The sequence below is a fragment of the Bacillus sp. (in: firmicutes) genome, assembly GCA_012842745.1.
Classification (GTDB): Bacteria; Bacillota; Bacilli; order Bacillales; family Bacillaceae_J; genus Schinkia.
The window spans coordinates 186,518-199,233 of sequence record DUSF01000033.1 but is presented as its reverse complement, the minus strand read 5'-3'; the positions used below and the strand labels follow the sequence as shown (position 1 = coordinate 199,233).

Below are 12,716 nucleotides of genomic sequence, written 5' to 3'. Positions count from 1 at the left end.
TTATCCATTATTTGCAGTAGTTTGATCAGTTGCATCAGAATCAAATGTGTTTGTTGCACTTACGCCGCTATTTGCTAGAACAAAATTGCCTGTATTCGCTCCACCGGATCCAGAATAAGTTTTTGCTACAGTTTTTGGAGCAATATAAAAAGAATCACCAAAATGAACAACCCCGTCTGCATGTGTAATATTAATCGGTCCACCAATTACTGAAGGCATCATGAACATCCTTTGTTTTTACTACTTATTATTAAATTATGTTATTTTTCTAAAAAGGTTCGTCTATTTCGATATTTCCACGGTTTGTATATCTTGTTTGGCATCTATTAATTGACGGATATGTTTAACCCTTCCTTCCCCGTATATGAGATTTGTTGAACCGATATGAACAACGGAGGAAGTAGAAAGACCAATAATAGAGATAGAATGAACATGAATTTTCGGTGATTCATTCATTCTTCTTACCGATACTTGCTCTGTTATGATTGGTCTAGGAAGAGGACGATAAAAAATAGGATAATTCATACTCCCTTCGCCTCCACCCAAAAGTTGATGTTCGCGATGGACGGCCAAGGCCCTTGAAAAGGGGAGAACCATGTTAGAATCACCAATTTCAATAATAGAGCTTAAAAATACTGATCTAATCTGAAGCTTATCAACGATGGAAAGTCTTTGCTGCAATGTAACACACCCTTTTACTGTTCAATCTGAACGGTTGGTCCAATGATTAAAGATTCAGGTGGCGTATCAAAAGCTGAAGCCATTGATATCGTATTTGTATCTCCAACTAAAAATACAGAAGAAACAGATACACCGGTAATCTTAATATTACAAACGGTAAGATCATGGTTAATAACAGTATAATTCATCATGCAAAATTCCCTCCCATAGGCATATGCTTAATAAAAGCATCAATTGCATTCGTAATATCTTTTTTAACTTCTGACATTACTAAATAAATAATTTCCTCTTGGCCACCATTCCTGATTACATTATTTGTTGTTTTATTTAAGTGATAATTTAGACGTTCATCGAGCTGTCTCTCTATATCCTCAATAATAAATGTTCGATGTGGGCCGGTAACGTTCTTATTATATTTCAGCGCACATTCATCTATTAATTGTTGACAGTCTGTTCTTAAATATTGCATAACCCCTTCTCTTAATCTTGGATATAACTCAGGATATTTTTGAAAAATAGAGGCGCCTCCCGGAAAGTCTTGGTTAACTGAGAAATGTTCCACTGTATCAGGATCTGACATGCCCTGAGGTGTTAAGCCAATATTAAGCGTTCCCTCTAATGTCTCAATTTTTAATTGATCAAATTTATATTCAATTCTTTCGATATTCGTTGTTTGTGGGTCGCGAAGATTGTTTACCTTTTCCTGTAAAGACCTTACTTCTTCCTGCAATCTTTGGATTTGATTTTGCTGGACACGCAAATAGGAATCAACTTGGTATAAATAATAATGAATGCCATTACTTCCGTTCATCAACTTCACCTCTTTCCAATACAGTTTATGTATGGATGCATAAATAGGTGAATGCCTATCATCATGGCCCTGTTAATGGAACGGATGGTATATATGGTTCTGCTTGTGGTGCCGGTCCGGTAAATCCACCCGTATTATATAAATGTGCTTGTGGTTTGATAATGCCGGCACTTCCGATTTGCAAGACGGACGAATTCGTAATACCACCGATTTTAATGTATTGAATGACAATACTTTGGTTTACATAAAAGTTCATAAAATAAACTCCTTTTGAAAAAATCATAAGTTTAGGAGCATTGGCTGGTCGACAGTGTCCGATTCGTATGTGTTCGTGTTGCTATAGTAATTTGTTACTGTATTCGTATCCCCAGTTATGAAAGACCCGGCACCTGCAAAGGTTTTAGCTGTGCTCTTTGGTGCAATCGTAAATACATCCCCGATATTCATAACACTACTTGCAGCTAAGCTCACAACATTTACAGCTCCGACAATTGCTGGCATATTAAAACACCCTTTTATTAAAATCCTGTTACCAGTTTATGATATTGACCTAGATAATGTTCCGTGATGGAAAATTATAGATAAATATTAAAAAAACACCATTTTTGGGTAAATTGTATAAATATGTTAAATACTGATTTGATAAACCGATAATAATATAAAGTACTATATTTAATATTTAGGAGGAGAAGAGTATGAAATTAGGTAAAATCTTAGTACTAAGTTTTGTTTTAATCATCACTATGTTTAATATTGGGGTTCAAACAAGTAATGCAAACGAACTACTTGCACCTAACTCCAATATGAATTCTATGATTGAGGTACAAGAAAGTTTAAATGTTCCGGAAGAATTACTATCTATCTATCAATCTTACTATGGTAGAGAATGAATTTACAATGGATAAATGGAATTGAACCACCTCCTTACTTTGAAGTGATAAATTGATTGTTTCAAAGGTTAAATATAGATTGAAGGAGCGTTAAATGTGAAAGCTAATTTTGAATATTGGGGATCAGTGCTTGAGCGTTATATGACTAAACGTTACTATGATTCATCACAAAAGAATTCCTCTTTTGGACAAGCAGCAATGGAAAAACCAAATGAACCAGCCTATAAAGTCACTATTTCTGATGAAAGTATTGAATTACAATTACAGACGCGTAATATAGGGGAGCTTTTAGCTGACGGTATTAATAATGCAAAAGCAGAAGGTGTAGATATTGATCCATCCAATCTTTTTTCGTATCTTCCATCGGATCAATGGCTTGTTTTTACTCAATATTTACATGAATCACATTATTTCGATTCTCTTAGTACGGAGGAAATGGAAGAGATTGAATCTACTTTGCAATATATAACAGATGGACTTGACTTAGTAAATGCACACTCAATGTCTAATGATTATCAATCTTTTGGTTATGTTGTGTCAAAGCATGGAGGTAGAGAACCACTTACTTCTTACGAAGGACTGCTTGAGTTAGGATCTTCAACAGCAGCACTACAAGCTTTTAGCGAAAAGTTTTTAAATGGAGACATCAAGCAGGGATTTGATGAGCTTATTACAAAATATGTTGATTATAATACACCGATAGTTCGTACTTATAAGTCATTTCGAGAAAGATTTGAGATAGATAGGGCGAGAGTCAGACAAGAACTTAGGTCTGAAACACTATCTCCGCATTTATCAATGATAAGTAAACTTAGCAGAACGAATTACTCGGAAAAGGAAATTAGATTTCATATTAATAGTTATTTGGAAATGTTCAAAGAAGTTGCGAGTAAGGAAGATTTATCATCTGTCTTATCAAATGTGAAAGAACAGTTACTTCAATTTGTAACAAAAGGAATTTCACCAAAGGATGCTGATTACTACTTAGCAAGAAACTATATTACCCATCAAACAAAGCAGACATTCAATCATATAGAAAAATATTGGACAATGTTATTAGCAGATAAATAATCATTATATTACGAACTGAGTGAGAAAAATAATTCACTCAGTTTTTTATTTGTAAATTGTTTATTCTTTAGTTAAGTTAGGAAGCAAGGAACGGTTATTTTACTTCCTTTTATAGTTTAAACCAGACTTTGTTATTAGCCTGTCTTTTTCTTTATATTCTTGGCAATTAGAAAAGTGATTATTACTATTTGTTATTCAAATTAAAAATCTTTCCCCGATTGCTTCTTCTGATAAATCCAGTTGCAACCAATAGCTCCAGACTTTTTTAAAGAAAATTGTAAGTAATTATCAAACAAATCTAGTCCATTTTTATAAAAAAGTATGTTATATTTAATTTAGAATATTCAAAATACTCTTGATACGGAGGGGCTTTTATGTATGTTCCAATGTTATTAAATGATTTTTTAGATCGCGCCGTTAAATTATATGGTCCAAAAAAAGCAGTCATTAATACAGATGGGAGAGAGTTCACCTATTCGCAATTAAATGACAGAGTCAATCAGCTTTCACATGGATTAGTGGATTTAGGAGTGCAAAAAGGTGATCGTGTCGCTTATTTAGCGCCGAATACATTAGAAATGCTTGAAGGCTTTTACGGTGTTTTTCAAACAGGTGCCATAATGGTTCCGTTAAACACACGTCTAAAGCCAGAGGATTATTTATTTATTTTAAATCATAGTGAAACAAAAGTGTTGGTCTGCGACGGGGAGCTTTATCATCAAATTGCCCCTATTCGTGAGCAGCTGCAAACCGTTGAAAACGTTTTAATTCATTATGCTGAGGCTGGTTGTAAAGATATTGATTACGACCGCTGGTTAAGTAAATATCCAACTGATCCGTTTGACCGTCCAGAGATGGACGAGCAAGATGTATGTAGTTTATTATATACAAGCGGTACAACAGGTAATCCGAAGGGTGTTATGTTAACACATCGAAATAATTACTTACATGCCCTGTCTGTTCAGCATCATCTTCGTGTTTCTGACAAAGATACGCTGTTGCACATTTTACCGATGTTCCATGTAAATGGCTGGGGTTCGCCTTTCTATTATACGGCTAACGGCGCTACTCAAGTCATGCTAAGAAAAATCATGCCTGAGACAATTTTTAGTTTAATTCAAGAACAAAAAGTGTCTGTTATGCACATGGCGCCAACTGTGTTAAATAGTCTTCTTCAATACTATGATCAAAATAAACAAACGTTTAACCATGATATTCGCATTGTCATCGCTGGGTCTGCTCCTGCTCCTGCTTTTGTCACAAAAGTGGAGGACGAATTAGGCTGGGAGTTTATTCAAGTTTATGGAATGACGGAATCTTCGCCGCTTAGCTTGTATTCACCAATCCGCCCGCATTTGGAAGGATTATCAAAAGAACAAAAACATCGCTTGAAAGCGAAAGCCGGTATTTCCATGATTGGCTGTGAAGTTAAAGTCGTCAATGATTTTGGCGAGGAAGTAGCTTGGAATGGCAAGGAAATTGGAGAAATCGTAACGCGCAGCAACAGCGTTATGAAAGGGTATTGGAAAAACGAACAAGCGACGATGGAAACGATTCAGGACGGCTGGCTCCATACAGGTGATATGGGTACAGTAGACAAATACGGAACAATTGAAATTGTTGATCGGAAAAAAGACATTATTATTAGCGGCGGCGAAAATATTTCTTCAATCGAAGTTGAAGGTATTTTATATGAACATCCAAGCATTATAGAAGCAGCGGTCATTGCTCTGCCAAATGAAAAATGGGGTGAAACACCACATGCCTTCGTAGTCGTGAAGGAGGGGGCAACATTAACTGAAGAAGAAGTTATTCAATTCTCAAGAAGCAAGCTTGCTCACTTTAAAGCTGTTACTGGAGTCACATTTGTAGATGAGTTACCAAAAACAGCTTCTGGAAAAATCCAAAAAATCCATCTTCGCAACCAAAAATGGGAAGAGTCCGGAAATATTAAAGGCGGCCGTTTTGTAAACTAATATTCCTCCGCCCTAGTGTCTAGTGCCCGAAGAAAAGAAAAGGCAGTTCCTTCGGTCACTATTATTATGACTAATGAGGCAAAGGGCGCAAGTTCTTTGCTTCAAGTCTTTTGACATTCAATAAAAATAAGTTGAAAATAAAAACATAAATTGAAATAGAGGTGACACTAAATTTATGAAATTTGTAACTGCGGAAATTAATGATGAACTATTTGTTGGTGTAATGAATCAATCATTAGATAAAGTAATCCATCTTCGCAAAGTACTTGATTCAATGGGGAGCGAATTGCAATTACCTAATATGATGATTGATTGTATTTCTTTAGGTGATAAATTTACTGCTGCGGTGAAAGAGGTTTTAATCTGGTTGGAACAAGCAGATAATCGCCGAGATTATGAATACAGCTTAAGTGATGTCAAACTACTTGCACCGATTCCACGCCCGCGTAAAAATGTTTTTTGTGTAGGTAAAAACTATGCCGCTCATGCGATTGAGTTGGGGAGTGAAAAGGATATTCCAGAAGCAATGATTCTTTTCTCAAAAGCGCCAACAGCTGTTATTGGTCATGAGGGGATCGTCTTAAATCACAAGCATGTAACAGACTGTTTAGATTATGAAGGTGAACTCGCCGTCATTATTGGGAAAAAAGGAAAACAAATCGCAAAAGAAGAAGCAATGGACTATGTTTTTGGCTATACGATTATTAATGATATTACCGCTAGAGACCTTCAGGAGAGACATAAACAATATTTACTCGGCAAAAGCTTAGATACTTCTTGTCCAATGGGTCCTTATATCGTACATAAATCAACGATTGCTAATCCGGGGAATTTAAATGTCGAAACAAAAGTAAACGGTGAGGTCCGTCAATCTGCCAATACGGAGCAATTTATTTTTGACATCCCAACAATTATTTCAACGATTTCACAAGGAACTACATTAGAGTCTGGCGATATTATTGCAACAGGAACGCCAGCAGGGGTAGGGAAAGGATTTAAGCCGCCACGCTATTTAAATCAAGGGGATGTAGTGGAAGTGACAATTGACGGAATTGGTACATTACGGAATATGATTGAGGAGTAATTTAAGGGGGGATTCGAAATGGATTTAGGTTTAAAAGGAAAAACAGCACTAGTAATGGCTTCGAGTAAAGGTTTGGGAAAGGCAATTGCCACAAAACTAGCTGAAGAGGGTGCAAATCTCATGCTTGCTAGCCGGAGCGAGGAGTCTTTACAAAAAACGGCGGAAGAAATAAAGGGAAAAACGAACGGTAATATTCACTATGCGGTCTGCGATATTACCAATGCAGCATCAATTAAAGAAACTGTGCACAAAACTGTAGATACTTTCGGTCCGATAAATATTCTTGTTAATAATGCTGGTGGTCCACCTGCGGGAGGATTTGACAACTTTGACGATGAAGCTTGGATAAAGGCTTTTGAATTAAATTTATTAAGCTATGTACGCACAATCCGTGAAGTGCTACCACATATGAGAAAACAAGGTGGAGGCCGCATTTTAAATATCGCTTCATCTTCATTCAAAGAGCCGATTGATGGATTAATTCTTTCCAATACATTCCGCAATGGCATCGCTGGCTTAGCAAAAAGCTTGGCGACCGAACTTGGAAAAGACAAAATATTAGTAAACACTCTTGGTCCTGGCCGCATCGGCACAGACCGTCTACAAGAGCTTGATTCTATTGCTGCCAATAATTTAGGTAAATCACCTGAAGAAGTAAAAGTCTCTAAGGAGCTTACAATTCCACTTGGTCGCTATGGATTGCCGGAGGAATTTGCTAATATCGCTGTCTTTTTATGTTCAGAGGCTAACTCCTATGTGACAGGGCAGGCGTTTTTGGTTGATGGAGGGATGGTAAGGGCGTTGTAACCGCAAGGAAATTGACCCAACACTTTAAAATAAATGTGTACAAACAGGTGCACATTCTAGTTTGTTTTAGCAAAGTCAACTGGCAGATATCAATTTTATATAGGTCTGCCAGTCTTTTCTATTATCGTCCTCGTATTTCAAGCAAGCACTTTACGAATTTTCTCTAACGCCCAATCCAAATCGTCCTTCGTAATCACTAATGGTGGTGCAAAGCGGATAACATTTTCATGCGTTTCTTTGCATAACAAACCTTCCTCTTTTAGCTTTTCACAATAAGGACGGGCAGATGTTGTTAGTTCAACACCAATAAATAAGCCTTTTCCGCGCACTTCCTTAATAGTCGGATTATTGATTTTTTGTAGCTCGTTTAACATGTAGGTTCCTAGTTCAAGGGAACATTCTGTTAGTTTTTCATCAATGATTATATCAAGGGCGGCGATAGAAACGGCACAGGCCAGCGGATTTCCGCCAAATGTTGACCCATGTGAGCCGGGTTCAAAAACTCCAAGAATATTTTTATTTGCTGCTACACAGGAAATAGGGAAAACACCTCCGCCAAGGGCCTTTCCAAGAATATACATATCAGGCTTTACATTTTCCCAATCACAGGCAAACATCTTTCCAGAACGGCCTAGTCCCGATTGAATTTCATCAGCGATGAATAAAACATTATTTTGTTTACAAACATCAAAGGCCGCTTTTAAATAACCTTCTGGCGGGATTATAATACCAGCTTCACCTTGGATGGGCTCAACAAGAAAAGCAGCTGTATTCGGTGTAATTGCCGCTTTCAATGCTTGTAAGTCGCCGAAAGAGACAATTTTGATGCTCGGAAGCATTGGCCCAAAGCCACGTTTGTATTCAGGATTTGATGATAACGATACAGCTGCCATTGTTCGCCCATGAAAATTATTCGTACAAGCTATAATTTCCGCTGCGTTTTCCGATACACCCTTTACATCATAAGCCCAGCGCCGCGCTGCTTTAAAAGCAGTTTCCACTGCTTCTGCCCCTGTGTTCATCGGTAGAACCATTTCTTTTCCTGTTATATGAGCAACCTTTTCATACCAAGGCCCAAGCTTGTCACTATGAAAAGCCCGGGAAGTAAGGGTCACACGGTCCGCCTGATCTTTTAACGCTTGCACGATTTTAGGATGACGATGACCTTGGTTAACAGCAGAATAAGCGCTTAACATATCCAAATACTTGTTTCCCTCTGGGTCCTCAACCCATACACCCTCAGCTTTTGAAACGACAATAGGGAGAGGATGGTAATTGTTAGCACCGTATTGTTCAGTTAGCTTGATAATATCAGTTGTTTTACTCAAAACATTCCCTCCGCTTTCCAAAAATTTGTTGATTAATGAGACAATATTTTTTGAGTTTGAATCTACTATGTGTATAATGGAAATTGACGGATTCATACATAAAAAAGTAAAAAGGGGGAAATCACTTTGTTACATGTACATGTTACAACTTGGTTTGTAGCTATTATTTTATTGTTTGTAAGTTATAATATGCAAAAAAACGGGAAACAGAAACCTGCTAAAATTACGAAGATGATTTTACGTCTATTCTACATATTAATTTTAGCTACTGGCGGTCATTTATTTGGACTTTATGCTTCAGCTCTAGGCGCTGGTATTTTGCAGTCTGCTGTTTTTTACAAAGCCCTAGCTGGTTTGTGGGTAATTGTAGCAATGGAGCTTCTATTAGTGAAACAAGCAAAAGGAAAATCAACGGAACTTTATTGGATACAATTCGCAATTGCGCTCTTGATTGCGTTATTTTTCGGATATATCGTATTGTAAGATACGCCACATTTATCTGAGTAAAAAGCTTGTCGACGAAAATTGAGAAGGTGGCCAAGATATAGGAAATAGTACGAAACATGGCCGCAAAAAAGAAAAATGCGGCCAAAAAACTGGGCTAGTTCCAAAAATCTGGCCGCACAAATGGACATGAGCAATAATCGTCTTTTCATAGGAAGGCATGTTTCAACAATATTTTATCAAGATGAAAGATACGCACACACCATTCTTTTGCCATCATTTTGGGCAAATTCAAAGCGGTCCTGGAAATCGTTAACACCACCCGTAACATCGCTGCCTCTATAAAAATAATGTTGAACAACACATATTTGGTCCCCGTTATCAAAGAGTACCACATTCATACCATCCTTTAGTTCTCTTGTTTGTAAAAAAGATAAGAAATTGTTGCAATAAACACAATCATAAAGCGAAAAACCAAAAGAATTTAATGCTTTAACAAAATTCAAATACGTTTCCTCAGAAAGCTCCTCAATTAATTGTTTAAAGGAGTGCCCCAACTTTTTTTTGAAGCGAATACTGTCGCCGTTTGTTAAATAATGAAAATCATTTTCTAAATAAAGAAGCATATTTTCAATTAATGTCCCTTTTTCCCAATTCCCATTTATGAGCACTTCTAGTTCCAACCCCAAATCTTGGAGTTCGGAAGCTTCCTCGTTCACTTCGTCAAAAAAGATCCAGTCGTTTCCAATAAGTTCAATTGTGCCCTCAACATAAGCTCTTTCTTGAAAAGGAATAGCAGCCAATTTTCTATATAAGCTCAATTCAATTGCTCCTTTAATGTTTTTTACTATCGTTTCACATTTTTTACAAAAAAATACTGAATAACATATCATTTTTTACTGATACTACAATTGTAATTTCAATTAACTCTACTTTTTAGGAGGTACTTATAATGACTGTAGCAACACAAGTAAAGCAAACATTAGCGGGGTTAAAAAGTGCACAAGCTTCATTCGAAACATTTGCACTGCAAACTGATAATAAATCTGCAAAACAAATGTACCAAAGCGCTGCCCAACAAACACAGCAAATTGTTGATACAATCAGCACCCGTTTGCAAGAAATTCAAAATGAAGAGCCTCAGTACAATAACTAATGTAAGAAAGCCATGATTCAGCACAAAAGAGGCTGGCTTGCCAAGCCTCTTTCAGTCATTATTCATTTTCAAATGTCAATGCAGAAGGATGATTGGATGAAAATCACGTCATATATATTTTCTCTATTTTTTATTTACTCACTACTGACAGGTTGTAATCAGTTTCAGCTAGAAGGGCCTGCCAATGAAAGTATTTATCCTCAACCAATGAACATGAGCACCTCCGAAGTTCAACGAAAAATAAACCAAGATGATGCGGAAAGAGCTAAACATACATTGTTAAAAAAACATCAAGTAAAGTGGGTACGAGCCGTTGAGTCGAAAGACCTTCTTATGGTTGCAGTTGAACTGAAGCATTGGAATACATTCGAATCGAAAAAACTAACGAAAGAAATGAACAAAGAACTTGAAAAAGAATTAAAATCAAAAAAAGTGGAAGTCACAACAGACCATAAAATTTTTATTGAATTGGAGAAGCTAGAAGAAAAAATAAACAATGATGATATTTCAAAAAAGAAGCTGGATAAGGAATTAAAAAAGATTCAAAAGTTAATGAAGGAACAAACTTAGAGAGGGGGAGGAATCCTGATGTCTAATAAAAAACAGAAAAATCTAACGCCAACAATGCAAGAGTACCAACAATTTGAAAAAGAGCGGGAAACAAAACGCCCCGTTGTTGCAAACTGCCTTCGGGCCTTTTTCGTTGGCGGTTTTATTTGTCTGATTGGGCAAATGATTCAAACATTTTTAATGACCAATTTCAACTTTACTGAGCAAACAGTTGGCAATCCCACTGTCGCCATTTTAATCTTTATAACAATGCTTTGTACAGGCTTTGGTTTTTATGATCGGATTGCACAGTTCTCTGGCGCGGGCACAGCAGTTCCGGTAACAGGTTTCGGAAATGCCGTCATTTCGGCAGCAATCGAACATAAAACGGAAGGGTATGTACTTGGTACAGGTAGTAATATGTTTAAATTAGCTGGTCCTGTCATTATGTTTGGTGTTTTTTCTGCCTTTATCGTTGCCTTGATTAAAACGATTTTAATTCAATGGGGTGGTTTGTAATGCTAGTTGGACACCGTACATGGATTTTTGAAAATAAACCAGTAATCAAATCAACGGCAACAGTCGTCGGCCCTTTTGAGGGAAACGGCAGACTTGCTAATGATTTTGATCTAATCCATGGTGACCTTTGGCTTAATCAGGATTCATATGAAAAGGCAGAAAAGGTACTATTAGAAGAATCATGCCAAACCGCTATAAAAAAAGCGGGTTTAAGAAAAGAAGATATCCAATTCTTTTTTTGTGGCGATTTAAGCAATCAAATTACTTCAACAAGCTTTGCCGCTCGAACACTTGGTGCTCCTTATTTTGGGCTATTTGGCGCCTGTTCAACTTCAATGGAGGGGTTGGCACTATCCGCTTTTGTTGTCAATGGAAAAGGGGCTAAATACGTATTAACAGGTGCTGTCAGTCATAATACGGCGGTTGAAAAGCAATTTCGCTATCCAACTGAGTACGGGGGGCAAAAACCGCCTACGGCTCAATGGACTGTAACAGGGGCTGGGACAGCAATTATCACCGATTCTGGTGATGGTCCTTTTGTAACATCAGCCACAATTGGTAGGATTGTTGATATGGGCCTTTCAGACCCATTTAATATGGGCGGGGCGATGGCACCTGCGGCGATTGATACAATTGAAGCGCATCTAAAGGAAAGAAATATTCCAGCATCATATTATGATTTAATTGTTACTGGTGATTTAGGGCATATTGGTCATGAAATTGCTTTAGACTTATTAAATAAGCATGGTGTGGAAGTAACGAGTGAGATATATAAAGATTGTGGAATTATGATTTATCGGGAAGGCCAGCCTGTATTGTCAGGAGCAAGTGGGGCAGGATGCTCGGCAGTTGTAACGTATGGACATTTACTAAATGAAATGAAAAAAGGCATATTAAAAAGAATTTTAGTCGTGGCAACTGGAGCATTGCTATCCCCGCTTACTTATCAACAAAAAGAAACGATTCCGTGCATTGCCCATGCTGTCTCAATTGAAAGTGAAGTAGGCGCTGGAGGAGGGGTTTAGGTGGCTATTTATTTTTGGGCCTTTGTTATCGGGGGACTTATCTGTGTGATGGGGCAAATTATGTTCGATGTTTTTAAACTCACTCCAGCACATACATTAAGCAGTCTCGTTGTTATTGGCGCTATATTAGGTGGTTTTGGCCTTTATGAACCGCTTATCGAATTTGCGGGTGCAGGGGCCACTGTTCCGATTACGAGTTTTGGAAATTCCTTAGTTCACGGTGCTTTGGCCGAAGCAGAAATACACGGACTAATTGGGGTTATAACTGGGATGTTTGAGGTGACAAGCTCCGGTATTTCTGCCGCGATTATTTTTGGCTTTATTGGAGCTTTATTGTTTAAGCCTAAAGGATAAAAAGATAATGTTGAAAGGGTG

General features: G+C 37.4%; 19 protein-coding genes. 11 read left to right on the top strand and 8 right to left on the bottom strand.

What is annotated here, in order from left to right:
* The 6 genes from GX497_04800 to GX497_04775 all read right to left on the bottom strand — a co-directional run bounded on the left by GX497_04800 (position 1) and on the right by GX497_04775 (position 1,993).
* Positions 1–219, bottom strand: a complete 219-nt coding sequence (locus GX497_04800; protein ID HHY72543.1) for a spore germination protein — start codon at positions 217–219, stop codon at positions 1–3.
* Between the two features lie 63 nt (positions 220–282).
* Positions 283–681, bottom strand: coding sequence for a spore germination protein GerPE (locus GX497_04795; GenBank protein HHY72542.1), 399 nt, complete (start codon positions 679–681; stop codon positions 283–285).
* Positions 682–695: 14 nt separating this feature from the next.
* Positions 696–869, bottom strand: coding sequence for a spore gernimation protein GerPD (locus GX497_04790; protein HHY72541.1), 174 nt, complete (start codon positions 867–869; stop codon positions 696–698).
* Positions 869–1,492 carry a spore gernimation protein GerPC gene (locus GX497_04785; protein ID HHY72540.1) on the bottom strand — a complete coding sequence of 208 codons (624 nt, stop codon included), beginning with the start codon at positions 1,490–1,492 and terminating at the stop codon, positions 869–871. The genes GX497_04790 and GX497_04785 overlap by 1 nt, the downstream gene beginning before the upstream one ends.
* A 61-nt stretch (positions 1,493–1,553) precedes the next feature.
* Complete coding sequence (locus GX497_04780; protein ID HHY72539.1) at positions 1,554–1,748, bottom strand: spore gernimation protein KA; 195 nt, start codon at positions 1,746–1,748, stop codon at positions 1,554–1,556.
* A gap of 23 nt (positions 1,749–1,771) precedes the next feature.
* Positions 1,772–1,993, bottom strand: coding sequence for a spore germination protein (locus GX497_04775; GenBank protein HHY72538.1), 222 nt, complete (start codon positions 1,991–1,993; stop codon positions 1,772–1,774).
* A gap of 194 nt (positions 1,994–2,187) precedes the next feature.
* Between GX497_04775 and GX497_04770 the strand changes: the two genes are divergently transcribed.
* The 5 genes from GX497_04770 (at position 2,188) to GX497_04750 (ending at position 7,320) form a co-directional block, all read left to right on the top strand.
* Positions 2,188–2,382 (top strand): hypothetical protein, encoded by a 195-nt coding sequence (locus GX497_04770; protein ID HHY72537.1) that lies wholly within the window; start codon positions 2,188–2,190, stop codon positions 2,380–2,382.
* A gap of 96 nt (positions 2,383–2,478) precedes the next feature.
* Positions 2,479–3,453 (top strand): hypothetical protein, encoded by a 975-nt coding sequence (locus tag GX497_04765; protein ID HHY72536.1) that lies wholly within the window; start codon positions 2,479–2,481, stop codon positions 3,451–3,453.
* A 374-nt stretch (positions 3,454–3,827) separates the two neighbouring features.
* The gene (locus tag GX497_04760) at positions 3,828–5,429 is read left to right on the top strand and encodes a long-chain-fatty-acid--CoA ligase (protein HHY72535.1); all 1,602 of its coding nucleotides are present in this window, start codon (positions 3,828–3,830) and stop codon (positions 5,427–5,429) included.
* A gap of 175 nt (positions 5,430–5,604) precedes the next feature.
* Positions 5,605–6,513, top strand: a complete 909-nt coding sequence (locus GX497_04755; protein HHY72534.1) for a fumarylacetoacetate hydrolase family protein — start codon at positions 5,605–5,607, stop codon at positions 6,511–6,513.
* An 18-nt stretch (positions 6,514–6,531) separates the two neighbouring features.
* Positions 6,532–7,320: an SDR family oxidoreductase gene (locus GX497_04750; GenBank protein HHY72533.1), complete on the top strand. Its 789-nt coding sequence runs from the start codon at positions 6,532–6,534 to the stop codon at positions 7,318–7,320.
* A gap of 137 nt (positions 7,321–7,457) precedes the next feature.
* On the opposite strand, the gene GX497_04745 is transcribed toward GX497_04750, so the two are convergent.
* Entirely contained in the window at positions 7,458–8,744 is a 1,287-nt protein-coding gene (locus GX497_04745) for an ornithine--oxo-acid transaminase (protein ID HHY72532.1), read from the bottom strand.
* A gap of 30 nt (positions 8,745–8,774) precedes the next feature.
* On the opposite strand from GX497_04745, the gene GX497_04740 reads away from it, so the two are divergent.
* Positions 8,775–9,131, top strand: coding sequence for a YisL family protein (locus GX497_04740; protein ID HHY72531.1), 357 nt, complete (start codon positions 8,775–8,777; stop codon positions 9,129–9,131).
* Positions 9,132–9,331: 200 nt separating this feature from the next.
* Here the strand turns inward: GX497_04740 and GX497_04735 are convergent, their stop codons facing one another.
* A complete protein-coding gene (locus GX497_04735) occupies positions 9,332–9,913 on the bottom strand; it encodes a DUF2777 family protein (GenBank protein HHY72530.1) in 582 nt (193 codons plus the stop codon).
* A gap of 131 nt (positions 9,914–10,044) precedes the next feature.
* On the opposite strand from GX497_04735, the gene GX497_04730 reads away from it, so the two are divergent.
* From GX497_04730 to spoVAE, 5 genes are all read left to right on the top strand, one after another.
* Complete coding sequence (locus GX497_04730) at positions 10,045–10,248, top strand: DUF1657 domain-containing protein (GenBank protein HHY72529.1); 204 nt, start codon at positions 10,045–10,047, stop codon at positions 10,246–10,248.
* Positions 10,249–10,344: 96 nt separating this feature from the next.
* Positions 10,345–10,818 carry a hypothetical protein gene (locus GX497_04725; GenBank protein ID HHY72528.1) on the top strand — a complete coding sequence of 158 codons (474 nt, stop codon included), beginning with the start codon at positions 10,345–10,347 and terminating at the stop codon, positions 10,816–10,818.
* An 18-nt stretch (positions 10,819–10,836) separates the two neighbouring features.
* Positions 10,837–11,316: a stage V sporulation protein AC gene (gene spoVAC, locus GX497_04720; GenBank protein HHY72527.1), complete on the top strand. Its 480-nt coding sequence runs from the start codon at positions 10,837–10,839 to the stop codon at positions 11,314–11,316.
* A complete protein-coding gene (spoVAD, locus tag GX497_04715; GenBank protein ID HHY72526.1) occupies positions 11,316–12,341 on the top strand; it encodes a stage V sporulation protein AD in 1,026 nt (341 codons plus the stop codon). The genes spoVAC and spoVAD overlap by 1 nt, the downstream gene beginning before the upstream one ends.
* The gene (gene spoVAE / locus GX497_04710; GenBank protein ID HHY72525.1) at positions 12,342–12,695 is read left to right on the top strand and encodes a stage V sporulation protein AE; all 354 of its coding nucleotides are present in this window, start codon (positions 12,342–12,344) and stop codon (positions 12,693–12,695) included. It begins immediately after the preceding gene.
* The last annotated feature ends 21 nt before the right edge of the window (positions 12,696–12,716 follow it).